24 protein-coding genes are annotated in these 23,180 nt (G+C 72.3%); 8 read left to right on the forward strand and 16 right to left on the reverse strand.

What is annotated here, in order from left to right; genetic code table 11:
* Positions 1–53: 53 nt before the first annotated feature.
* Both AXW62_RS02595 and AXW62_RS02600 read right to left on the reverse strand, forming a co-directional pair.
* Entirely contained in the window at positions 54–1,094 is a 1,041-nt protein-coding gene (locus AXW62_RS02595) for a hemolysin family protein (RefSeq protein ID WP_060943038.1), read from the reverse strand.
* Positions 1,091–2,503 carry a hemolysin family protein gene (locus AXW62_RS02600; RefSeq protein WP_079115442.1) on the reverse strand — a complete coding sequence of 471 codons (1,413 nt, stop codon included), beginning with the start codon at positions 2,501–2,503 and terminating at the stop codon, positions 1,091–1,093. The genes AXW62_RS02595 and AXW62_RS02600 overlap by 4 nt, the downstream gene beginning before the upstream one ends.
* 422 nt (positions 2,504–2,925) lie before the next feature.
* Here AXW62_RS02600 and AXW62_RS42335 point away from each other — a divergent pair, with 422 nt between their 5' ends.
* Positions 2,926–3,825, forward strand: a complete 900-nt coding sequence (locus AXW62_RS42335) for a hypothetical protein (RefSeq protein WP_063817513.1) — start codon at positions 2,926–2,928, stop codon at positions 3,823–3,825.
* A gap of 572 nt (positions 3,826–4,397) precedes the next feature.
* Here the strand turns inward: AXW62_RS42335 and AXW62_RS02610 are convergent.
* The gene (locus tag AXW62_RS02610; protein WP_060943039.1) at positions 4,398–4,784 is read right to left on the reverse strand and encodes a nuclear transport factor 2 family protein; all 387 of its coding nucleotides are present in this window, start codon (positions 4,782–4,784) and stop codon (positions 4,398–4,400) included.
* Between the two features lie 98 nt (positions 4,785–4,882).
* On the opposite strand from AXW62_RS02610, the gene AXW62_RS02615 reads away from it, so the two are divergent.
* Entirely contained in the window at positions 4,883–5,476 is a 594-nt protein-coding gene (locus AXW62_RS02615) for a TetR/AcrR family transcriptional regulator (protein ID WP_060943040.1), read from the forward strand.
* 402 nt (positions 5,477–5,878) lie between these two features.
* Positions 5,879–6,619, forward strand: coding sequence for a hypothetical protein (locus AXW62_RS02620; RefSeq protein ID WP_060943041.1), 741 nt, complete (start codon positions 5,879–5,881; stop codon positions 6,617–6,619).
* 199 nt (positions 6,620–6,818) lie between these two features.
* Here AXW62_RS02620 and AXW62_RS02625 read toward each other — a convergent pair whose 3' ends face one another.
* The 4 genes from AXW62_RS02625 to AXW62_RS02640 are packed head-to-tail and all read right to left on the reverse strand — an operon-like array spanning position 6,819 to position 10,091.
* Positions 6,819–7,916 carry an ABC transporter ATP-binding protein gene (locus AXW62_RS02625; RefSeq protein WP_060943042.1) on the reverse strand — a complete coding sequence of 366 codons (1,098 nt, stop codon included), beginning with the start codon at positions 7,914–7,916 and terminating at the stop codon, positions 6,819–6,821.
* Positions 7,913–8,788: an ABC transporter permease gene (locus tag AXW62_RS02630; RefSeq protein ID WP_060943043.1), complete on the reverse strand. Its 876-nt coding sequence runs from the start codon at positions 8,786–8,788 to the stop codon at positions 7,913–7,915. The genes AXW62_RS02625 and AXW62_RS02630 overlap by 4 nt, the downstream gene beginning before the upstream one ends.
* Positions 8,785–9,654, reverse strand: a complete 870-nt coding sequence (gene modA, locus AXW62_RS02635; protein WP_060943044.1) for a molybdate ABC transporter substrate-binding protein — start codon at positions 9,652–9,654, stop codon at positions 8,785–8,787. The genes AXW62_RS02630 and modA overlap by 4 nt, the downstream gene beginning before the upstream one ends.
* Positions 9,655–9,701: 47 nt before the next feature.
* Positions 9,702–10,091, reverse strand: coding sequence for a TOBE domain-containing protein (locus AXW62_RS02640; RefSeq protein WP_030840035.1), 390 nt, complete (start codon positions 10,089–10,091; stop codon positions 9,702–9,704).
* A gap of 405 nt (positions 10,092–10,496) precedes the next feature.
* Between AXW62_RS02640 and AXW62_RS02645 the strand changes: the two genes are divergently transcribed.
* The 5 genes from AXW62_RS02645 (at position 10,497) to AXW62_RS02665 (ending at position 15,157) form a co-directional block, all read left to right on the forward strand.
* A complete protein-coding gene (locus AXW62_RS02645) occupies positions 10,497–12,419 on the forward strand; it encodes a cellulose binding domain-containing protein (RefSeq protein ID WP_060943045.1) in 1,923 nt (640 codons plus the stop codon).
* A gap of 135 nt (positions 12,420–12,554) precedes the next feature.
* The gene (locus AXW62_RS02650; protein ID WP_030840029.1) at positions 12,555–12,899 is read left to right on the forward strand and encodes a hypothetical protein; all 345 of its coding nucleotides are present in this window, start codon (positions 12,555–12,557) and stop codon (positions 12,897–12,899) included.
* A gap of 108 nt (positions 12,900–13,007) precedes the next feature.
* Positions 13,008–13,658: a hypothetical protein gene (locus tag AXW62_RS02655; protein ID WP_159060795.1), complete on the forward strand. Its 651-nt coding sequence runs from the start codon at positions 13,008–13,010 to the stop codon at positions 13,656–13,658.
* An 87-nt stretch (positions 13,659–13,745) separates the two neighbouring features.
* The gene (locus AXW62_RS02660) at positions 13,746–14,414 is read left to right on the forward strand and encodes a thioredoxin-like domain-containing protein (protein WP_060943047.1); all 669 of its coding nucleotides are present in this window, start codon (positions 13,746–13,748) and stop codon (positions 14,412–14,414) included.
* A complete protein-coding gene (locus AXW62_RS02665) occupies positions 14,411–15,157 on the forward strand; it encodes a DUF305 domain-containing protein (RefSeq protein ID WP_060943048.1) in 747 nt (248 codons plus the stop codon). Before AXW62_RS02660 ends, AXW62_RS02665 begins: the two co-directional genes overlap by 4 nt.
* Before the next feature lie 130 nt (positions 15,158–15,287).
* On the opposite strand, the gene AXW62_RS02670 is transcribed toward AXW62_RS02665, so the two are convergent.
* The 9 genes from AXW62_RS02670 to AXW62_RS02710 form a co-directional block, all read right to left on the reverse strand.
* Positions 15,288–15,899: a TetR-like C-terminal domain-containing protein gene (locus AXW62_RS02670; RefSeq protein ID WP_060943049.1), complete on the reverse strand. Its 612-nt coding sequence runs from the start codon at positions 15,897–15,899 to the stop codon at positions 15,288–15,290.
* Between the two features lie 240 nt (positions 15,900–16,139).
* Positions 16,140–16,334, reverse strand: coding sequence for a ferredoxin (locus tag AXW62_RS02675; protein ID WP_060943050.1), 195 nt, complete (start codon positions 16,332–16,334; stop codon positions 16,140–16,142).
* A 39-nt stretch (positions 16,335–16,373) separates the two neighbouring features.
* Entirely contained in the window at positions 16,374–17,603 is a 1,230-nt protein-coding gene (locus tag AXW62_RS02680) for a cytochrome P450 (RefSeq protein ID WP_060943051.1), read from the reverse strand.
* Positions 17,604–17,700: 97 nt separating this feature from the next.
* Complete coding sequence (locus AXW62_RS02685) at positions 17,701–18,318, reverse strand: TetR/AcrR family transcriptional regulator (RefSeq protein ID WP_060943052.1); 618 nt, start codon at positions 18,316–18,318, stop codon at positions 17,701–17,703.
* Between the two features lie 565 nt (positions 18,319–18,883).
* Entirely contained in the window at positions 18,884–19,546 is a 663-nt protein-coding gene (locus AXW62_RS02690; RefSeq protein ID WP_174556343.1) for a GTP-binding protein, read from the reverse strand.
* Positions 19,527–19,886 (reverse strand): DUF742 domain-containing protein, encoded by a 360-nt coding sequence (locus AXW62_RS02695; RefSeq protein ID WP_060943054.1) that lies wholly within the window; start codon positions 19,884–19,886, stop codon positions 19,527–19,529. The genes AXW62_RS02690 and AXW62_RS02695 overlap by 20 nt, the downstream gene beginning before the upstream one ends.
* Positions 19,883–20,308, reverse strand: a complete 426-nt coding sequence (locus AXW62_RS02700; protein WP_030839998.1) for a roadblock/LC7 domain-containing protein — start codon at positions 20,306–20,308, stop codon at positions 19,883–19,885. Before AXW62_RS02700 ends, AXW62_RS02695 begins: the two co-directional genes overlap by 4 nt.
* 14 nt (positions 20,309–20,322) lie before the next feature.
* The gene (locus AXW62_RS02705; protein ID WP_063817514.1) at positions 20,323–21,936 is read right to left on the reverse strand and encodes a sensor histidine kinase; all 1,614 of its coding nucleotides are present in this window, start codon (positions 21,934–21,936) and stop codon (positions 20,323–20,325) included.
* A 633-nt stretch (positions 21,937–22,569) separates the two neighbouring features.
* The coding region (locus AXW62_RS02710; RefSeq protein WP_159060796.1) for a SpoIIE family protein phosphatase at positions 22,570–23,180 on the reverse strand (611 nt) is incomplete at its 5' end.

The raw sequence follows: 23,180 nt of genomic DNA on the forward strand, positions 1-23,180 counted from the left end.
GCCCTGGCCCCGCCCCTCGGACCGGGGCCCGGGCCTCTTGTCCTCGTCGGCGTTCACGTCGTGGCGGGGCCGACGAGCTCGTCCAGGACGTCCGTCATCGTGACGAAGCCGAGGACGGGGGCGGTGGCGGGGCCGGTGGCGGTAGCGGTGGCGGCCGTCACGGCGGCCAGGTGGGTGCCGGTGGCGCGCATGGCGGTGAGGGTGTCGTCCAGAGGAGTGTCGGCCGGGACACGGGTGATGGTGTGCACGGCGGTCCGAGGGAAGGGGCGGTCCCGGTCGGTGACGCCAAGGGTGTCCTTGATGTGGAGGTAGCCCAGGACGACGCCGTCGGGGCCGGTGACCGGGAGGCGGGAGTACCCGGAGACGGCCGCGGTGCGTTCCAGTTGGTCGGGGGTCACGCGGTGGTCGACGGTGACCATCTCGTCGAGGGGGACGAGGATGTCACCGACCCGCCGGGTGCCCAGTTCCAGGGCGTCGCGCAGCCGGTCGCTGCCGGACTTGTCGAGCAGCCCGGCATCGCTGGAGTCCCTTACCAGCCGGATGAGTTCGGCGTCCGTGAAGACCGACTCGACCTCGTCCTTGGGCTCGACCCTCAGCAGCCGCAGTACCGCGTTGGCGAAGGCGTTGACGCCGAAGACGACAGGGCGCAGGAGGCGGGTGAGGGCCACCAGCGGCGGGCCGAGGAGGAGCGCGGTGCGCTCGGGGGCGGCGAGGGCGATGTTCTTGGGGACCATCTCGCCGATGAGCATGTGGAGATACGTGGCCGCCGTGAGCGCGACGACGAAGGCGATCGGGTGCACCAGGGCGTGCGGGACGTGGACGGCGTCGAAGACCGGCTCCAGCAGATGGGCGATGGCCGGTTCGGCGACCGCGCCCAGGACGAGGGAGGAGATGGTGATGCCGAGCTGGGCCGTGGCCATCAGCGCGGACAGGTGCTCCAGCGCCCACAGCACCCCGCGCGCCCGCTTCTCCCCCGCCTGCGCACGCGGTTCGATCTGGCTGCGGCGCACGGAGATCAGCGAGAATTCGGCGCCGACGAAGAAGGCGTTGGTCAGGAGGGTCAAGGCGCCGATGGCGAGTTGGAGGAGGGTCATCGGGCGTCCCGGGTGACGTCGGCGGCGGGGGAGTCGGTTCCGTTCGGGGAACCGGCGGAGGGGGCGGTCGGGGAACCGGCGGAGAGGGCGGTCGGGGGAGCGTCGGTCGAGGGGGCCTCGGTCAGGGGAGCGGTGATCCGTACGCGGTCGGCCCGGTGGTGGTCCACCTTCAGGACCGTGAGCTGCCAGCCGTCCGTCTCGATGGCGTCCCCGGCCGCCGGGATCCGCTCCAGCGCGGTGGCCAGGAGACCCGCGACGGTTTCGTACGGGCCCTCGGGCGCGGTCAGGCCGATGCCGGTCAGCTCGTCCAGCCGTACGCCGCCGTCCGCCTCCCAGGTGCCGGGGCCGATGGGCACCAGGCCGGGGACCTCGTCGCCGTCGTGTTCGTCACGGACGTCGCCGACGACCTCCTCGACGATGTCCTCCAGGGTGGCGACACCGGCGGTGCCCCCGTACTCGTCGATGACGACAGCCATGGTGCGCGCACCGCGCAGCCGGTCCAGCAGCCGGTCCACCGGGAGACTGTCGGGGACCAGGAGCGGGGGTGTGGCCAGGTCGGTGACCGGGGTGGTGGCGCGGTGGGCGGCGGTCAGGGCGAGCACATCGCGGATGTGCACGGTGCCGACCACCTCGTCCAGGGTGTCGCGGTAGACGGGGAAGCGGGACCGGCCGGTGGCCAGGGTGAGGTTGGCGGCGTCGGCGGCGGTGGCGTGGGCCTCCAGCGCCTGGACGTCCACGCGCGGGGTCATCACGTTCTCGGCGGTCAGCTCGCTCAGGCGGAGCGTACGGACGAACAGCTCGGCCGAGTCCTGTTCCAGCGCGCCCTCGGCGGCCGAGTGGCGGGCCAGCGCGACCAGTTCGTCCGGCGTACGGGCGGAGGCCAGCTCCTCGGCGGGCTCCAGGCCCATCCGGCGGACCAGGCGGTTCGCGGTGTTGTTGAGGTGGTGGATCAGCGGGGCGAAGGCGGCGGTGAAGGCGCGCTGCGGGGAGGCGACGGCCTTGGCCACGTGCAGCGGGCGGGAGATGGCCCAGTTCTTGGGCACCAGCTCCCCGGCGACCATCAGCACCACCGTGGAGACGGCCACGCCCAGCACCACCGCGGTCGTCGACGCCGCGCCCGCGGGCAGGCCGACCGCCGTGAGCGGACTCTTGAGCAGGGCGGCCAGCGAGGGTTCGGCGAGCATGCCGATCACCAAGGACGTGACGGTGATGCCCAGTTGGGCCCCGGAGAGCTGGAACGTCAGCCGGCGCACCGCCGCGAGCGCGCTGTCGGCCCCGCGCTCACCGGCTTCGGCGGCGCGCTCCAGGTCACCCCGTTCGACGGTGGTGAGGGAGAACTCGGCGGCCACGAACACCGCACACGCGAGCGTGAGGACCACGGCGAGGAGGAGCAGCAGGATCTCGGTCACCGTGCCACCCCCGGCTCCCTGATCAGGGACGCCCCGGTGAGGGGCGGGCGGGGCGTGGCACGGGTGGTACTGGGAGGTTCACCCATTGCGGGTCCGGTGCTCCTTCATCGCTGGGAGGTCGCTGGTGGGTCGTGGTGACTCGTGGTGGGTCGTGGTGAGCCGCCGGAAGGTCCGGTGACTCCCCACATGCCCGGGTAAGGCAGTGTCCCTGGACCCATAGTAAAGGGAGAGTAAAAGGGTACGGGTGGGAGTACCGGTGCCGTACCGTCCGGCGGCCCGCAGGAGGACTCATTGATCCCTCGCACCCCACCTGCGGCTTTCGTGGGCGGGCCGGATTGGGCACGGGGTTGCCTGTCGTCGGCACAGGTTTATCGGCAATACTTCCGGCCGTGGAGCAGAGCACTGGACCGATCATCCCGCCCATGCACACAGCCGGGACGGATCCGGGGTACATCCCCGGCCTGACGTCCCCGCGCCCTGCCGAAGTGAAGGAGGACGCCCCGGACAAGGCAGCCGAACGGCCACCGGAGGGAGCCGCCGCCGAGGAAGAGGCGGCCCGGGAAGAGGCCGTCGGCGCCGAGGAGGCGTCCGGCGCCGAGGCCGACACGGCGGCCGAGACGAAGGCAGGCGCGAAGGCCGATACCGAGGCCGACGTCGCGTCCGACGGGGAAGCGGACGACGACGGCGAGGAGGAGGACGGCGGGGTCGCCTTCGAGGTGTCCGACCGGCGCGGTGCGATCCGGGCCGCGCGCCGTGGGGTCACCTTCGAACTCGACGGCGAGAAGGCGGAGTTCGGGTGGGACGAGATCGGCGCGGTGGAGGTCGACACCCCGCGGTTCGGGAAGCGGTTCGGGATCACGGTCTACACGACGAACCGGCGGTGGTACACGGCCGATGTCGAGGCCCCGGCCCGGAAGCTGCTCAAGGAGTGGACGGCTCAGCTCGACGCGGTGCTCGACGTGTATTTCGAGGACTCAGCGGAGGGCGGGGCCGAGGCCGAGGACGGTGGCGAGGCCAAGGACCAGGCCGCCGCCGGGGCCGAGGACCAGCCCGGCGCCGGGGCCGAGGGTGAGGCTGGCGCCAAGGGCAAGGCTGACACCAAGGCCGACGCCGACGCTGACGTCAAGGCTGACACCGACGCCAAGACCGACGCCAAGGCTGACACCGAGGCCGACACCGACGCCGAGGCTGACACCGACTCGGACGCCAAGGGCAGCGACACCGAAGGCCAGGGCAGCGACACCGAGGACGGCGACACCAAGAACAGCGGCGCGAAGGACAGCAGCGCCAAGAAGGGCGACGCCGAGAACGCCACCCCATAGCGGAACGACGGCGCCGACGCGATCCGTTGGCCCGTTCGGCCGGATCAGCGGGCCGGGGGCCGGGGAGGCCGACTCCTCGGTCATGCGCCCCCGGCCACCGTCCAGGGCCTCGCCACCATGCGGAACCCCGCCAGCCGAGCGGGCCGAGGAGCGCGACCTCCGACCGCCCGCACCGCATCGGCCTCGGCGTCGGCGTCGGCGTCGGCGTCGGCGTCGGCGTCGGCGTCGGCGGAGTCACACCATGGTGGACAAGCGCGGCCGAACGCGGACGAGCAGCTGTTGGTCAGGCGCCATGGCAGCGGCATCTGGGAGCCGCCGGGCGGCGCGCTCGACCCCGGCGGCGGCCTCCCCCGACGCTTCACCGCGCGACCCACGCCTTGCGGCACGAAGTCCCCAGGGAGACGGAGTCACGATCGTGCTCCCGGCCGCGCTCACCGGTGTCCACAGGACTGGAGACCGTCCGCATCCGGACTGCCTCGACACGGCCGGTCCTCCCGCGGTCCGCGCCCACAACGGCGTCACGCTGATCCGAGTCCCACCGCCGCCGGAGTCCCCGGTCGGGGCAACAGCGCTCAGACGAAGAACGCGTTCATGCCGGGGACGTCGGACAGGTAGGTCTCGATGCTCGCGATCTTTCCGTCGCGCAGACGGCAGACGGTGGACAGGTACTCGTCCAGCCGCACCTCGCCCCGGCGGGCGGTGTTGTGCAGGGACAGGGCCATGTTCTCGCGGCTGACCAGGATGTGCAGCAGTTCGAAGTTGAGACCGTAGGAAGCGATCTTCTTCGCCCGCTCCACGACCGCGTCGGCGCCCTCCGCCGTACCGGAAATGGTGTTGTCACCGGGGAGCGTCCAGGTGGCGTCGTCGGCGAGCAGCGTCCGGATGCCGTCCCAGTCACCGGCGGCGAGGAAGGCGTGAAACTTCTTGCCGAGCTGGTATGCGGTCTCGTACTGGGACATGACTCCTCCACGGGAAGCACTTAAAGCGTTGATCTATGCCTTAAGGCAGATTAGCCAGCCCAGCATTAAAGCGCAACTCATTGCTTTAATATGAGAGGATGCCCGCTAAAAGCAAAGACATCCGCCCCGGCGGCCGGAGCGCCCGTGTACGCGCCGCCGTACACCGGGCGACGGTCGACCTGGTGCACGAAGTCGGCGCCGACAAGGTGACCGTTCCGGCGGTAGCGCGCCGCGCCGGCGTCAATCCCAGCTCCGTCTACCGCCGTTGGGGAAACATCTCGGCCCTCCTGGCGGACGTGGCCGCCCAGCGTCAGGAGGAGGGGGCACCGCAGCTGCTCGGTGATCTGCGGAAGGACCTCGAGCAGGTGGCGGTGTGGACGCTCACCGATCTGTCCCGGCCCGGAGGCGTGGCGTTCTTCCGCGCCGAGGTAGCACCCGACGTGGACGACCGCCGGGCCGGGTTGCGTGAGTGCCTACAGCGGGTCAGCACCCGGTTCGAGGCCGCTCTGGAGGCCGCGGCCCGGCGGGGCGAAGCGACGCCCTCGCTGGAGCGGGTGCTGGATCGCGTGGTCGCTCCCCTCTATTTCCGGGTGGTGTTCTCGATCCCGGAAACGGACGAGCACTACGCGAGGGCCCTCGTCACCGAGCTGTGCGACCCCGGGCCCGCCGCCTCTCCTGCTCACCCCGCCTGAGCCCACCGCGGTCCCGGAGCGCCCGCCGGGCGGGGCGCCGCGTCGGAAAACAGCACGGCACCGGGAAGAGACACCGCGCCAGGTAGAGACGCCACGCCGGGAAGGGACTCCTGGGTCCCAGCCTTCCCCGGACGTCCCGTGGCGGGCTCAGACCGGGCGCGGAGCCAGGGACGCGTGGACCTGGTACGCGTGGACCTGGGACGCGTGGACCTGGGACGCGTGGACCTGGGACGCGTGGACCTGGGACGCGTTGAGGGGAGCCCCTGGCCGTTGCCGTCCTTGCGGCTCCGCCACCGCCCGCGCGACTCCGGTGCCGCCCACGACTCACCGGACAGCCCGCGCAGGCCCCGCGATACCCTGCAACCTTCGCCGGTTGTCCGGACGGAGTCCCGGCAGGTCGCCATGTCCTCCTCCCCGCAGCAGCTCACCACGGCCCTCGACGCCATGGACCGCGCGTTCGCCCGCGAGGCGCCCTTCCCCGTTGAGGGATGCACCTTCTGTTACACCGAGGAGGACCTCGCCGAACTCTCCGGGCCACTGCACCTGATATCGGACGACGTGGTCACTTCCGTCGCCATGGAGGTGCCCAGCCACTGGGACGACTTCCCCCGCCTCTACCGCCGTCTGACCCCGCGCATCATCCGCCCCGTCGTCGCGGGCCGGTTCCACGTGGACGAGAACCTCATCGCCTCCCGTCTGCTGGAGGCAGGCTGGACCACGTGGGACGAGCCCTTGGCCGACGCCCTCCACGACGTCTGGTCCGCGTGGTGGACGGCCACCCTGCACACCCACCCCAACCCCGTCCCCGCCAGGGAAACCCTCAGCCTCATCACCGTCGCCACCAACAGCTTGCGCCCCTGGCTGGACAGGTGGGCCGCCACCCGTACCCCGGCCGCCGACGCCCACCTGGCGGACCTCGTGGACGACGTGATGTTCGAGTTCGAGATCACCGACCTGCGCATGGGTTTCTACAACGAGTACCACGCCACCGAGGAGCTGCTGGGCTGGCTCCTCACCGAGGCGCGGGGCCGCGTCGACGACGCGCGCCTGAACGATCCGGGGCTGCTCGCCCACTACCGGGCGGCGTTCCCCGGCCGGAGCGGGCTCGGACCGGATGCGCGGGGGCATGGGACGACGTCCTGAGCGGCCCGGACGGCTCGAGCGGCCTGAGCGGCCTGAGCGGCGCCGGCTCGCCCCGGACCGGCGGCACCGCGTCCGTGCCCGCTCCGGCTGACTCCCGACCGCCCCGACCAGACCAGACCAGGCCAGAACTCCCAGCCACCCCGACCAGGCCAAAACCCCCAGCCACCCCCGACCGGGCCAGAACTCCCGGGCGCCCCGATCAGGCCGGGTACGCGTGCGTCTGGGCCGCCTTGAGGGTGGCCCAGACGGTGCGGCCCGGGTGGAGGTCGAGTTCGGCGACCGCGGCCGTGGTCAGGTCGGCCAGCAGGGGGAGTTCGCCGGTGAGGTCGACGCGGATCTGGTCGCCGTGGGATTCCAGGCCGGTGACCTCCAGCCGCCACAGGTTGCGCGCGCTGGAGTCGGGGCGGTCGCGGTGGAGGGTGACCGCGGCGGGCGGGAAGGCGACGAAGACCGGGCCGGTGAGGTCCTCGGTGGTGGTGATGGTGGCGCCGCCGTCGAGCGCCACGGTGTGGCCCTCGGCGCGGCCCTGGTAGAGGTTGAGGCCGACGAGGCTGGCGATGTAGTCGGTGCGGGGGCGGCGGGAGACGTCCGCCGGGGCGCCCTCCTGGACGATGCGGCCCTCCTCGACGACCACGAGCCGGTCGGCCAGCACCATCGCGTCCAGCGGGTCATGGGTGACCAGGACGGCCACCGCGGGGAAGTCGGCCAGATGGCGGCGGAGCCCGGCGCGCACCTCGAGGCGGGTGCGGGCGTCCAGCGCGGCCAGCGGCTCGTCCAGCAGCAGCAGCCGGGGACGGGTGGCCAGGGCGCGGGCGAGGGCGACCCGCTGGGCCTGTCCGCCCGACAGCGCGCGGGGTTTGGCGCCGGCCCGGTCGGCCAGGCCCATCCGGTCCAGCCAGTCGGCCGCCTGGGCGCGGGCCACCGCCTTCGGCGTCCCGTGGCAGCGCGGGCCGAAGGCCACGTTGTCGAGCGCGGTGAGGTGGGGGAAGAGCAGGTAGTCCTGGAAGACGACGCCGACCGGACGGTCCTCGGGCGGCACCCTCAGCCGGTGCTCCGGCTCCTCCAGGGTCCGGCCGTCCAGCCGCAGCGCCCCCGCGGTGAGCGGGGTGAGCCCGGCCAGGGCGCGCAGCGCGGTGGTCTTGCCCGCCCCGTTGGGCCCGAGCAGGGCGAGCACCTCCCCGGGGGCGGCGGACAGCCGCAGGTCGAGCCGGAAGGTGCCACGGTCCACGACGAGTCGGGCGTCGAGGCCGCCGGTGCGCACCGCGGTGTCCTCGGTGGTGGGGGTGTCCGTGGTCATGAGGCGGCCATCCAGCGGTCGCGCAGCCCGGCCAGGACCGCGATGGAAACGGCGAGGAGGACGAGGCTGAGCGCGATGGCGGCGGCCGGGTCGCTCTGCAGGGCGAGATAGACCGACAGCGGCATCGTCTGCGTACGGCCGGGGAAGTTCCCCGCGAAGGTGATGGTGGCGCCGAACTCGCCCAGCGCCCGCGCCCAGGCCAGCACCGCGCCCGCGGCCACGCCCGGCGCGACCATCGGCAGGGTGACGCGGCGGAAGGCGGTGAAGCGCGAGGCGCCGAGGGTGGTGGCGGCCTCCTCGTAGCGCGGATCGGCGGCGCGCAGGGTGCCCTCGACGCTGATCACGAGGAACGGCATGGCCACGAACGCCTCCGCGACCACCACTCCCGCGGTGGTGAACGGCAGGGTGACGCCGAACGCCGAGTCCAGCCAGCGGCCGACGATCCCGTTGCGGCCCAGCGCGAGCAGCAGCGCCACCCCGCCCACCACCGGCGGCAGCACCAGCGGCAGGGTCACCAGGGCGCGCACCAGGCGGCGGCCGGGGAAGCGGGTCCGGGCCAGCAGCCAGGCCAGCGGCACGCCCAGCACCAGCGCCACGGCGGTGGCGGCGGTCGCGGTGATCAGCGAGAGCCGCAGCGCCTGCCACACCGCCACCCCGGTCAGCTGGTCGGGCAGGCTCCGCCAGGGTGCCCGGACCAGCAGCGCGACCAGCGGAAGCACCAGGAAGACCAGGCCGCCGAGGGCGGGCAGCAGCAGCGGCAACGGGACCCCGGCCCGGAGCCGTGGCCGGGGCCGGGGCCGGGAAGTACGGGGCCGACGCCGCGTGTCCTCCAGGACCTCCGCCGGGCCGGTCTCCGTGTCCGGCTCGGTCACGGCTTGAGGAAGCCGGCCTGGCCGAGCGCCTTCTGGCCCCGCGCGGACGTCACCAGGTCGATGAAGGCGGTGGCCGCCTCCGCGTTCGGGGCGTTCTTCAGCAGGGCGATCGGATAGTCGTTGATGGCCTTCTTCGACTCCGGGAACTCCACGCCCTCGACCTTGCCGCCCGCCGCCTTCACATCGGTCCGGTAGACGACGGAGGCGTCGACCTCCTTCAGCTCCACCTTGGTCAGGGCGCCCTTGACGTCCTGCTCGTACGAGACCGGGGTGAGCTTCAGCCCGGCCCCGTCCAGCGCCGTCTGCGCCGCCGAGCCGCAGGGCACCTCCTTGGCGCACAGCGCGACCTTCAGCCCGGAGCGGGTGAGGTCCTTCAGCGTGGCGATCTTCTTCGGGTTGCCCGGAAGGGTCGCGATCTCGAGCTGGTTGCGGACGAAGGTGGCCGGGTCGCCCTTGGCGGCCTTGGCGTCGGTGACGGTCTTCATGGTCTTCGGGCTGGCGGCGGCGAAGACGTCGGCGGGCGCGCCGGAGGTGATGCTGGCCGCGAGGGAGTCGCTGCCGCCGAAGTTGAAGGAGACCTTGGTGCCGGGGTGCTCCTTCTCGAAGGTCTTGCCCAGCGAGGTGAAGCTCTCCTTCAGCGAGGCCGCCGCGAACACGGTCACCGTGCCGGACAGCTTCTCCGCGGAGGAGCCGGAACCGGAGCCGGACGCCGTGGCGGAGCCGGACGCCGTGGCGGAGTCGCCGGAATCGCCGGAGTCCCCGGAGGAGCAGGCGGTGAGCGTCACGGCGGCGAGGGCCAGGCCGCCCACGAGACCGATGGTCCGGCGAGCGCCGGGGCGGGGCCTGGATACGGAACGGGTCGTCATGGGGTCTGTCTCTCCCTCTCTGCCTCTGCCGCTCCCGGCACGCGCGCTCACGGCGTTTCCACGACCACGTTGGTCGACTTGATCACGGCGACGGCCGGAACGCCGGGCTCCAGCTTCAGCTCCTCCGCCGACTCCCGGCTGATCATGGACACCACGCGGAACGGTCCCGCCTGGATCTCCACCTGCGCGGACACATCGCCGAGGATCACCTCGGTGACGATTCCCGAGAAGCGGTTGCGGGCCGACGAGCCGGGGTTGTCGCGCTCCGCGCCGCTGCTGACCTCACGGGCGAACGCGGCGAGCGCCGGGCCCGGGATGATCCGGCGGCCCTGCTCGTCCCGTTCGGCGGCCAGCCGTCCGCTGTCGACCCAGCGCCGCAGGGTGTCGACGCTGACGCCCATCAGGGCCGCGGCCTCACCGATCCGGTACGTATGCATGCGCTGATGGTAACGCCGCATATGCGAGGTCGTACAGGTGTTCAGGGCGGCATTCATCCAATCGTTCGGCCATGGAGGCTGGTATCTGCGCGAGCCGTGGCGGCGGCCCGCGGCACCGGACACCGACCTCTTTCGCACGCCACCGTGAACGCACCGGAGTTCACCTGGCGAACGGTTCGGCCCGGCTCGCACCCACGACTTATCAGGTGGGTCACAAACCCGGGCCGGGACTCCCCGACGTCTCTTGTCAGCCTGGTCACGGGCGTGAAAAGCTCAGCGCGCCCCGTACGGGGAACCCCCAACTCCCCGGCAGTCCCGCACTGTTGGCCGCCCGCCTCGCGGCCCGTGGTGAGAGGGTTGTCCCCCCGCGGGGGCGCCGCTGTCCGTGAGTGAGGAATCACCTCCATGCCCGACCACGCATCTCCCCGGGACGGCTTCCCGAGGCGCCCCGGCCCCGCCGAAGGGCCAGCCGAAGGGCCCGCCGAGGGGCCCGCCGAGGAAGCCGATGGCGCCGCCTCCGCGACGGCGCTGCTGGGTGCCTACTGGGACGCGGTCGCCGATTACGCGGAGCTGTGCACCACCAGCCCCGAAGACGGGATGCGGCTCGCCACCGAGGCGTTCCGGCGGGGCATCCGGGAGACCCGCAACCGCCGCACCCGGGGCTTCGGCAAGCGCCTCCCGTGGCTTCCGCTCTTCCTGACCTCCGTACGGAAGACCGCCGCCGACTGGGACGCCCACCGGCACGGAGACCGGCTCGACCCGGAGCTGCGGGCCTGGCTGGCGTCCGACCGCGCCGCCCGCTTCGCCGCCCCGCCCCGCGACCAGCCGCTCGCCCTGCGCGCCCTGCGGGACCTGCCGGAGGCGGACGGGGAGCTGCTGTGGCTGGTCGAGGTGGAGGGGCGGTCCACGGCGACGGTGGCCGGGCAGCTGGGCTACGACCCGGAGTTCGCCACCGAGGAGATCGCCCGGGTCCGGGCGGCCTTCCGCGAGCGGTGTCAGCGCGCCCATGTGGACACCCTCACCGACGAGGAGTGCCGCAGCTACGCCAAGCTGCTGGACGCCGCCACCCGGGCGCCCGACTCCCCCTCACCCGCCGACCTGTGGCAGCACCTCGCCCGTTGCCGCTCCTGCCGGGACGCGGCCACCTGCATGTATGTGGAGGGTGACGGGCTGCCCGGCGCCCTGGCGGGCGGCGTCATCGGCTGGGGCGCACGCCTCTACGTCGAGCGGCGCCGCGCGGTCGCCGACCGGGCCCCGGGCACCGCCCGCACCGCCGCGCCCACCGCGCACACGGTCCGCGCACCGCTGTGGGAGCGGCTGCGCGACCGGCTCCTGGACGGGTCCGGCACACGGCGGAGCAGACGGGCCGAGGGCGCGCGCAGACGGGCCGATGACGCGGACCGCGGATACGGGCCGGGCGACGGAACCGGCGCAGGCGGCAGAACCGGCGCGGGCGGCAGAACCGGCGCGGGCGGCAGAACCGGGCCGGACGGCACATACGGTGCGGACAGCGAAGGCGGTACCGACGGGGAAGGCGGTACCGACGGCGGAAGCGGCGGGTCCCGCCCCGTGGGGCACCGGGGCGGCCGTGGCCGACCCGGCCGCCGCGGGTTACGCAGGCCCCGTACGACGGTCCTCCTGGCGGTGATCGCCGTCGTCACCCTCGCCGCCCTGGTCGCCCTGACCAGAACCGCCGCGAACTCCGACGACCGCAGTGACGGGCCCACGGGACCGGAGGTGACGCCCGGCAGCCTGGTCCCCGCCACCTCCTCGCCGCGCAACCCCGGCGCCCCCAGATCCCCAGCCCCCACGCAGGGCGGAAACGGCTCCGGCGAGCACACCGGCAACGACTCCGGAAACCACTCCGGCAAGGGCTCCGGAAACGACTCCGGCAAGGGCTCGGAACAGAAGCACGGCCACTCCCCAGCCCCCTCCCCCTCGTCCTCCGGAAGCGGCTCCGGCTCCACCTCCGGCCACGGCGGCGGGCCGCCCGCCGACCGCCCGCCCGGTGCGAAGGCCGACTGCACGGCCCGCTTCCGGCTGGTCACCACATGGCCCGACGGCTACCAGGCCGCCGTCACCCTCACCTCCCGCAAGCCCCTCGACGGCTGGCGGGTCACCTGGACCTTCCGCGGCTCCCAGCGGGTGACCCGGATGTGGGACGGGAGGTTCACCCAGCGCGGCGCCAAGGTGACCGCCACCCCGGCCGACTACAACAAGCGGGTCAAGGCGGGCGGCACCCTCTCCATGGGCTTCCTCAGCACCGGGAACGACGGCGACCGGTCGCCCCGGTCCTTCACCCTCAACGGCCACCCCTGCGCGGGCTGACCGCTCCATACCTCCCGTTCCCACCGAAACGGAGCGGCGTATGGACGGGTACGGACGACGTACGCACGGCGTACGCACGGCGTACCACCCGAACGGCGGAACAGGACGCCCGGCCCATGGGGAACCCATGGCGGAATGAGCAGTGTCCTGAGCGGCATCGTGACCCTGCCCCCCGACGCCCCCGCAGGGCGGGCGGCGCGGGTGGTGGTGGAGGTGCGCAACGTGTCCCGCTCCGATACCCCCGAGTCGATCGTGGCGGCGCAGGTCCTCACCGATGTGCCGCTGAGCCCGGGAGGCCATGTCCCGTTCAGCGTCACCGTCCCCGGCGAGCTGGTCCCGGGCGACAACTACGGGCTGCGGGTCCATGTGGACGTCAGCGGCTCCGGTGTCATGGAGCGCGGTGATCTGGTCAGCGCCGAGGCCAGCCCGGTGCCGGCCCGTTCCACCGCCGGTCTGATCGCCCAGGTCACCCACGTCTGAGGGACGGGGCCGGGCGCCCGGCCGACACCGGGCCGTCACCAGGCGTTTGCCGCGTTTGGTGATGTACCCATTCAGTCACGGCAGGCCCAGTGGTTACGATCTGGCGCGATGGGCAGAGGGCGGGACGGAGAGAGCCACATACGGAGGGGACTGGTGCTCGGCACCGTGCCGTCCGTCCTGTGGCGTGCCGTGCTGCTGCTCGCCGCGGCGATATGGGTGGCGCCCGCGTGCCTCCACCCGGCCATCGACCACAACACCCCGACGACGGGATGTTCCCACCGCCCGACGGACAACCGCCTGCCGGACAACGGCCCGCCGGAAAACGGCCTGCCGGACGGCCGTCCGCCGGACGACCGCGGGGCGGGCGCCCTCACGGGCATCCTCCTCACGGGCATCCCCCGCACGGACCGCTCCCTCACGGGCGCCCCTCTCACGGACAACCGCCTGGCGGGCACCGGGCCGCTGCGGCCGTCCCAGGAGCCGGTCACCTTCCCGGCTCCGTGGCACGGCCCGGCCGACGCCTTCCGCGCCGAACCCGGACGCGCCTACTGCGTCGCCCGCTCCGGCAGCGGGGGCGACAACTGTGTCGCGGGCCCCTGTGCGGGGGTCCAGGCCCTGGTGCCCACGCCCGTATCCCCGCCCTCCCTCGCCGAGCTTCCGCCGCTCGACGGCCCCCGGGACCCGGACTCCGCCCGGGCACCGCCCGGTCACCCCGTCCGCGCCCTCGGCCTCCATCAGCTCCAAGTCCTGCGTACCTAGGCCGACACCGGTAACCGCGATGCACCGTTCCACCCATCCAGTGTGCGAACTGCGAGTACTGCGACAACTGCGAGGACAAGGACAGCCATGGGCTCCAAGGGATCGAAGACGAAGGCCACCGCGGCCGACCGCCGCGCGAAGATAGAGGAGTTGCGCCGCGCCGAGAAGGCGCGCGAGCGCCGCTACCGGATCATCACCATCGCCTCCTGCACGGTGATCGTCGCCGGACTGGCCGTCGGGGGGTACTTCCTCGTCGACTCCGGTGACAAGAAGGAGGAGAAGAAGGCCGAGGTCACCTCATCGGTCGTCAAGACCGGTGAGTTCAAAGGCATGCGGACCTGGCAGAACCTGGGCCGGACGCATGTCGAGGGCACGGTCGACTACGCGATGTCGCCGCCGGTCGGCGGAAACCACAACCAGGTGTGGCAGAACTGCAACGGCGATGTCTACACCAAGCCGCTGACCAAGGAGAACGCCGTGCACTCGCTGGAGCACGGCGCGGTGTGGGTGACCTACACCGACAAGGCGTCGAAGGAGGACATCGCCACCCTCAAGGCCCGGGTGGAGAAGACCCCGTACTCGATGATGAGCCCCTACCAGGACCAGGACGCGCCGATCGTCCTCAACGCCTGGGGCAACCAGCTGGACATCCAGGAGGCGTCGGACCCGAGGGTGGCCGACTTCTTCAAGAAGTTCGTCCAGGGCAAGCAGACCCCCGAGCCGGGCGCCTACTGCACGAACGGGAAGTCCTCATGACCGACGGAACGACCGTCGGCCGGGCGTCACGGCAGCCGCTGGTGGCGGGGATCGCCGCCGCGCTCGCCGTGCTCACGCTGGTGGCGGTGGGAGTGCTGTGGCTGACGAGCGACCGCTCGGAGGGCGCGACCGGTACGGGTACACCGAAGGACACCTCCGCCGAGGCCGGTTTCGCCCGCGACATGTCCGTCCACCATCAGCAGGCGGTGGAGATGTCGTTCATCGTGCGCGACCGCACCAGCGACGAGGAGGTGCGGCGGCTGGCGTTCGACATCGCCAGTACGCAGGCCACCCAGGCGGGGATGTTGCAGGGCTGGCTGGACATGTGGGGGCTGGACAGGACGTCCGAGGACCCGCCGATGACGTGGATGAAGAACGCGTCGGCGGATGGCACGGACGGCATGGACGGCATGGACGACGGCATGGACGGCATGGACCACGGCGCGATGAAGGGCATGGCCGGCGGCGCCGCGTACAAGCCGCACGACGGCTCACTCATGCCGGGCATGGCCACCAACACCCAGCTCGATGAGTTGCGCAAGGCCAAGGGCAAGGCGGCCGAGATCCTCTATCTGAAGCTGATGACCGCCCATCACCGGGGCGGCGTCGGGATGGCGGAGGGCGCGGTCGAGCTGGTCAAGGACCCGACCGAAAGGCATCTGGCCCAGACGATGGTCCAGGGCCAGCAGTCGGAGATCCAGCTGATGGCCGACATGCTCAAGGCCCGCGGCGCGTCCTCCTGACGCCCGCCGGTGGCGCCCGTCCCGCGCGTGGGACGGGCGCCATCACCCCTGGCGGCCTCACACCCCGCGGACTCACGCCTCGCCGACTCACCCCGCCGACTCACACCACACGGACTCACACCCCGCGGACTCACGCCTTGCGGACGAAGACCCCGGCACGGGCCGCCCGATACGCCGTCTCGACCGCGGTGTAGGCCAGCCGCTCGTCGACGAACCCGCGCAGGATCAGCACCCGGTAGTAGATGGGCGCGGCCATCGCGGCGATGACCTCCCGCGCATCGGTGTCCTCGGGCACCTCCCCCCGCTCGATCGCGCGGCTCACGATCTGGGTGACCTCCTCGGTACGCCGCACGAACGCGTCCCGGACGATCTCCTCGACCCGGGGATCGTGCGCGGCGGCCACCAGCAGCCCCTGGATGACGTTGCGGTTGCGCAGCGCGTTGTTGAAGTCCCCGATGGCGCGGGCGAGTTCCTCCAGGTCCCGCCGGAAGTCACCGGTGTCGGGCGTGGGCAGCGCGGCGCTGCGCTCGGCCAGCAGATCCACGATGACCCCGTCCACCGTGCGCCAGCGCCGCCGGATGGTGGAGACGTGCACGCCCGAGCGCTGCGCCAGCCGGTCGAGGGTGAGAGTGGTGAACGACTCGCGGTCCAGTTCCTCGTACGCGGCCGCCAGCACGGCGGCCCGGGTCCGGGCCGTGCGCCCCCCGGGGCGGGCCGACCCATGCGGTGGTCGCTCTGTCATGACGCGCCGACTCTACGTCCCCTCCGCCCCGGTGAGCACCAGATCTTCACGACGTCACGTCACCATACGCCTGGTAACCCATTGCACCGGGTACACCCCCTCGCTAAGGTGACACCCGTTACCTAATGCGCGTAAGCGCGCATTAGGTGGAGGCGCAGGGTTTGCCGGACCTTCCTCACGAGGGGAAGGAAGGTCCAGCACGCTCTTCCGGGACGAGCGTTGCGACGAGTCAGTCGTCCGTCAGTCCGCCACCAGCCGGATCGCCGCGGCCGGGCAGACCGCCACCGACTCCCTGACGCCGTCGTGGTGCTCCGCTTCCGGACGGTCGGTCAGCAGCTCCACGATGCCGTCGTCGTCCTGGTCGAAGACCTCGGGAGCCATCAGGACGCACTGTCCGGACGCGACGCACTTGGGCTGGTCGACTTCCACGCGCATGGGGTTCCTCTTCTGTCGTTGTCCGCTCGGGGGTGGGTACTACCAGGTGACGGGGAGTTCGTAAACGCCGTAGACGATGCCGTCGTGCTTGAACTCCAGCTGGTCGAAGTCGGTGGCCAGGGCCAGGGTGGGGATGCGGGAGTACAGGGTGTTGTAGACGACCTGGAGTTCGACGCGGGCCAACGGCTGGCCGAGGCACTGGTGCACGCCGTAGCCGAAGGCGACGTGGCGGCGGGCGTCACGGGTGATGTCGAGCCGGTCGGGGTCGGAGAAGGCTTCCGGGTCCCGGTTGGCGATCTCGTTGGCGAAGATGACGCCGTCGCCGGCGCGGATGACCTCGCCGCCGACCTCGATGTCCGCCAGCGCCACGCGGCGGCGCCCGGAGTGGGTGATGTTCAGGTAGCGCAGCAGTTCCTCCACGGCTCCGGCGACCACCTTGGGGTCCTCGGTGTCGCGGAGCAGAGCGAGCTGGTCCGGGTTCCGCAGCAGGGCGAGGGTGCCGAGCGCGATCATGTTCGCGGTGGTCTCGTGGCCCGCGGCCAGCAGCAGCACACCCGTCTCGGCGGCCTGGCGCTGCGTCATCTCGCCCTTGGCCACCCGCTCCGTGGCCAGTACGGAGAGCAGGTCGTCCCCGGGCCGGGCGCGCTTGACGGTCAGGAGGTCGTCCAGGTAGTCGGTGAGCGTCTGCATGGCCGCGACCACCTCCTCCGCTGTCGAGGTGCGGCGGACGGCGACCCTGGTGTTGCGCTGGAAGAGGTCGTGGTCCTCGTAGGGCACGCCGAGCAGCTCGCAGATGACCAGGCTGGGGACCGGCAGCGCGAACGCCTCAACCAGATCGACCGGCTTCGGCCCGGCGAGCATCGCGTCGATCAGGTCATCGACGATCTTCTGGACCGACGGCCGAAGCGCCTCCACCTTCTTGATCGCGAAGGGCGCCGTCACCATCCGGCGCAGCCGGGCGTGTTCCGGGTCGTCCATGGTGAGGAACGTCTGGCGGGCCTGGTCGTTCGCCTTCGTCCCGGCGGAGCGGTGCGGATAGCCGGGCCGCGTGGGGTCCGCGCTGATGCGCGGGTCACCGAGCAGGGCCCGTACGTGGTCGTGGCGGGTGATCAGCCACGGGCTGGTGCCGTCCCAGATCCGCACCCTGGAGACCGGGCTGTCCGCCTGCAGGGCGTGGAGGGCCGGCGGCGGGTCGAAGGGGCACCCGGCCGCCCTGGGCATCGGGTGTTCCGGCAGCCCGGCCGCTGTGTCCGCCAGTGTCTCGGTCATATGTGCCTCCGTGGCAGGGGGAGCGCGTCGACCACTTTCCTAACAGCGTTAGGAGCCCTAGGCAATCAATTGACCCAGAGTGACCAACCGCACCGCGCTATTTGGTCATCGCGAGATCGAGGAGGTCGTCCGCCATCTCCTCCATCGCCTGTCCGCTGGCCGCGAACGGCATCGACACGGCCATGGCCACGATCCCGTGCAGGGAGAACCACAGCAGCTTGGCCACCCGCTCGTCGTCCGCCGCCCCGGTACGGTCGCTCCGACAGGCGCGTACCGCGTCGAGCCACATCTCGTACACCATCCACAACGGATGCCGGTCCAACTCGTCGCGCGGGCCCTCGATCCGCTCGATGCCGAACATCAGCCGGTACCGCTGGGGATTGTCCAGCGCGAAGCGGCAGTACCGGCGGGCCATCGCGCGCAACGCCTCCCGCGGGGCGCCCCCGCCCGCGCCCTCCGCGGCCCCGCGCAGATCGGCGACCAGCCTTTCGTAGGCCCGCCGGGTGAGGGTGGCCACCAGCTCCGCCCGGTCCTTGAAGTGCAGATAGACGCTGGGAGCCGAGATCCCGACCTCACGGGCGACCGCGCGCAGCGACAGATCCCCCTCCCGGCCGGACTCCATCAGCATCCGCGCGGCGGCCGCCAGGATCTCCTCCTTCAGCGCACCCCCCTCGCCCCAACGGCTCGGCGTGCGGCGCTTGAACCCCTCGGTCATCTCCGACTCCTCCCGACGCTCCTGTGTCGCATGAGCGATTGTGGCCAGATCCCGTCGACACACGCTCACCCACGGCGATGACCGGACACACGCCGATCGTCCGGAAAAGACCTGTCCCCCGGCGGTGGCGGCACACCGCCGGGGGACAGGGCCGAGGCGGGACCGGAGGGACCGGGGGGACCGGGGGGACCGGGGGACGGAAGGTCAGTGCGCGAGGGCCACGGAGGGAAGGCCGGTCCGGGAGGGCCGGGGTGAACGGGGTGGACGGGTCCGGGACTCGCGGCCACGCCGCACATCATCAGCGTGACCCGCCATTCCAGCTCTCCGGGGGCGATAGCCGGGGTGACGGCCGGGCGATAGCCGGGGCGACGTCCGGGCGATAGCCGGGGCGACGTCCGGGAGGTGGTCGAGGAGGACCTCGACGGCGGCCCCGGCGACAGCCTCGGCGACGGGCCCCGGCGATCTCACGGGCGGCCGGTGGGCAGCTCGGCACCGGCCCGGGGCACCGCCCCCTCGGGCGGCGCGGTGGCGGACGGGAAGGCGGATGCCGGCGGACCGGCGCCGCTCACCCGGCGCTCTTCCCGGCGGCGGCGGTGCTCTTCCCGGCGGCGTCGGTGGACAGGGAGTACAGGTGGCGGGCGAGCGCGACCAGTACGGCCTTGCTGGAGTCGCGCTTGCGGGCATCGCAGTCGATCATCGGCACATCGGGCGAGAGGTCGAGGGCCTCGCGCACGTCCTCCAGCGAGTGCCGCGGCTCGGTGAAGTTGTTGCGGGCCACGATGAACGGTGTGCCGTGGTGTTCCAGCCGGTCCAGCGCGTACCAGGAGTCGGCCAGCCGGTTGGTGTCCACCAGGACGACCGCGCCCAGGGTCCCGGCGAAGAGACGGTCCCACAGGAACCAGAACCGCTCCTGCCCCGGGGCGCCGAACAGATACAGCACCATCTGCTCGTCCAGGCTGATCCGGCCGAAGTCGAAGGCCACCGTGGTGGTGGTCTTGTCCCGCACCAGCGAGGCGTCGTCGATGCCGACGCCCGCCTGCGTCATCGTCTCCTCGGTGCTGAGCGGGCGGATCTCGCTGACGGACTTCACCATCGTCGTCTTGCCGACACCGAACCCGCCGACGATCACGATTTTGAGGCCGTTGCTCGCGCTCTCCCGCAGCGGGGCGTGTCCGGCGCTGCCGGGAAGAGCGGGGCTGACGGTGCTGTCAGAGATTCTGGAGTGCAACGAGCACCTTCTTCAGGGTTTCGGGCTCCGGCAGCCGCCCGCCGGGGCGGGCCGCATGCGGATGGCGTGCGGTGATCCGGCCGGTGTCCAGCAGATCGCACAGCAGGATCTTGACCACGCTGACCGGGAGTTCCAGATACGAGGAGATCTCCACGACCGACAGGGGGCGGCGGCACATCCGGAGGATCTTGACGTGCTCGGACTGCATCCCGGGAGTGGGGTCGCTTTCGCTGACGATCAGCGTGACCATGTCGAACCGGCTCTCGTCGGCGCGGCTGCGGCCGCCGGTGACGGTGTACAGCCGGTCCGGCCCCTCCTTGTCCAGCGGCCCTCGGATCATGCCCGCGTCCCGCCGCTGCCGTCCGCGGCCACCCGCGGCGCGGCCCGCAGATGGTCGCCGATCTGCTCGACCAGCTCGTTCATGTTGTGGCCGATGATGCCGACGTCGGCGTCGTCATGGGCCACCACGGCGAGGTGGGCGCCCTCGCCGGCCTCGACGATGAACAGGATTCCCCCGTGGAACTCCGTCATCGACTGCCGTACGCCGCCGCTGCCGTCGCCGAACTCGATGGACGCGCCGTGGGCGAGGCTCTGGATGCCCGACGCGATGGCCGCCAGCTGATCGGCCTGGTCCACGGACAACCCGGAGGAGAGGCACAGCTTGAGCCCGTCCCGTGACAGCACCAGGGCGTGACGTGACCCGGGGGTCTTCTCCAGCAGGTTCTCCAACAGCCAGTCCAAGCTGCGGTCGGTGGTGTTCATCGGCGTTCCTATCGTCACGGCTTGTCGTTTTCGGCAGGCTCGGCAGGCTCAGCGGACTCGGCGGACTCGGTGTGCCCCGCGGGCCCGGGGGATACGCCGTCAGACGAGGCACCGGTGGCGGAACCGCCGCGGGCCGCCTGGCGGAAGGCGCCGAAGCGGGCTCCGGCTTCCTCGGGTCGTGGACGGCTGGTCTTCGCCTTGGGTTCCTCTTCGGCGGCGCGGGCGGCCGCCCGGGTGGCCGCGGCCAGCGTCTCGCCACGGCGCCGCTTGGGCAGTCCGTTGACGGGCCGTGCGGGCTGCGCGGAGGGCTCCGCGGACGACGGCCCGGCGGGCGGCTGCGGGGCGGAGGAGGGGGCGGCGGCCGGGGCCGACGGCGAGGCGGGGGCCGCGACCGCGGTGGCGGCGGCGGGGGAGGCGGCGGGGGAGGGGGAAGGGGAAGGGGAAGCGGACGAGGCGGACCCCTGCCGGGGAACGCCGGAGCGGATGGAGCCCGGGGCGCCGAGGGCGAGGGCGTCCTGGCTGACGTGCGTGATCAGCTGCTGCGGAATCAGGACCACGACACCGGTACCGCCCCGCGCGGACGGCCGGAAGGAGACGGTGAGCCCGTGCTTGCGGGCCAGACAGCCGACCACCGCCAGGCCCAGCCGGGTGCCGGACAGGCTCATCAGGTCCAGGCTCTCGGAGGAGACGGCCTTCTGGGCGCGGTCCAGGGCGGCCGGGCCCATGACGAGTCCACCGTCCTCGATGGTCACCACGACGCCCGCGTGCGTCTCCTCGACGTACACGTGCACCTCCTCGGTGGGAGGCGAGAAGCTGGCGGCGTTGTCCATCAGCTCGGCGAGGGCGTGCATGACGCCCTCGGCCGCGTAACCGGCCACCGCGGCGTTGCTGGCGGAGTGGACCCGCACCCGCTGGTAGGCGCTGATCCGGCCGACCGCGCCGCGCAGCACCGACTCCATGACGATCGGCTTGGTCCAGCGGCGCCCGGAGCGCGCACCGGTCAGCACCGCGATGCTGTCGGCGATCCGGCCCGCCTGGGCGGTGGTGTGGTCGAGCTTCAGCAGATCGCCGAGGACGCTCTCGTCGTGGCGGTTCTCCATCTCCCGCAGATCCGCCAGCATGCTGGTGGCCAGCGCCTGCACCCGGCCCGCGGCGTTGGCGCACGCGGCCATCGCCGAGGCGCGCATCCGTTCACCGTCGCCGATCTCGCGCAGCAGCGTCCGCAGCAGCTGCTGGTGGGCCTTGCTGGTGGGCCGCTGCACCCGGCTGAGCACGGTGTCCACCGAGCCGCCCTCGCGCAGCTGCCGAACCGCCGACGGAATCGTTTCCTCGGCGATCCGGAGAGCCTCGATCTCCTGCGCGGCGGCCGCCGTCTCCAGCGCCGTGACACGCTCCTGGAGCCGGCCGATGGTCCGCGAGCGGTAGGTGGCAACCGCGAGCGCCACACCCAGCAGTACGGCGGCGGCCCCGCAGAAGACGGCGACGAACACGCGCTGGGCGGACGGCACGGCCGTGGTCACCCACGCTCCCGCCGCACCGGCCGCGACCGCTGCCAGCAGGGGGACGGTCAGGGCGCGCCGCGTCACCGAGGGCCCTTTGTACGGATGGCTGGATATGTGTGCTGACATCTATCAGGTCCTCATGGGCGCGTTGAGGGGTTTTCGGCTGGACCACGCGGACATCAAGCCGTGGGCGCCACATGTTAGTAGAGTCACGCGATTTTGACCGGCATCTCTCAGCACATGGATCATGACGGACCGTCAAGTCGGGGTGGCGGAAAAGCGCCGACTTCCGGACGCATATGCCACTGCGCCAACGCCGACCCGCCCAGCGACGCCAGGGCCCGCGGACGTCCCCCTCCCAACGTCGCGACCGCGACGCGCCCAGCGCCACCAGACCAGCCGATCGGCACGGCCGCCCGGGAGCAGGCCGAAACCGAAGGCTGGACGCGGTGACGACGCGTCGCCTCGCCGAGCGCGGCCGATGACACGGCGGGACGGGACGCCCGGGGCCGGACACGGCGGGACGAGCAGCCGTCCGGGGAGCGCCGGGCGCCCTGACGGCCGTGCCCGGGGAGGTCAGGGAATCGTCGGCCCGTGCCCGGAGGGATCAGGAACCGCGAGCCCGTGCCCGGGGAGGTCAGGGATCGTCGGCCCGCGCCCGGAGAGGTCAGGAATCGCCAGCCCATACCCGGAGGGATCAGGGAATCGCCAGCCCGTACCCGGAGAGGCCAGGGAACGGCCAGCCCGCGCCCGGAGAGGTCAGGGAATCGCCAGCTCGGCCCAGATGACCTTGCCGTCCGCGGTGTAGCGGGTGCCCCAGCGCTCGGCGAACTGGGCGACCAGGAAGAGCCCCCGGCCGCCCTCGTCCGTTGTCGCCGCGTACCGCAGATGCGGGGAGGTGCTGCTGGTGTCGGAGACCTCGCAGATCAGGGCGCGGTCGCGGAGCAGTTGCACCCGGATCGGGCCGGTGGCGTGGCGGATGGCGTTGGTGATCAACTCGCTGATCACCAGCTCGGCGGTGAACGCGACCTCGTCCAGCCCCCACTCCGCCAGCTGCCGCATGGCCTGGGCGCGCACCCCGGCCACGGCCGCCGGGTCGGACGGCACGCCCCAGGAGGCAACCCGGTCGGGGCCCACCACCCGGGTACGGGCGGCGAGCAGGGCGATGTCATCGCTCGGGCGGTCGGGCAGCAGCGCATCCAGCACCGCGGCGCAGATCTGGTCGGGGGTCCGGCCGGGGTGGGCCAGGGCCTCGCGCAGCATCTCCAGACCGGTGTCGATCTCCCGGCGGCGGTCCTCGATCAGCCCGTCGGTGTAGAGGACGATATCGCTGCCCTCGGCCAGCTCCACCTCGGCGGTCTCGAACGGAA

Source organism: Streptomyces hygroscopicus subsp. hygroscopicus (assembly GCF_001553455.1).
GTDB classification, from domain to species: Bacteria; Actinomycetota; Actinomycetes; order Streptomycetales; family Streptomycetaceae; genus Streptomyces; species Streptomyces hygroscopicus.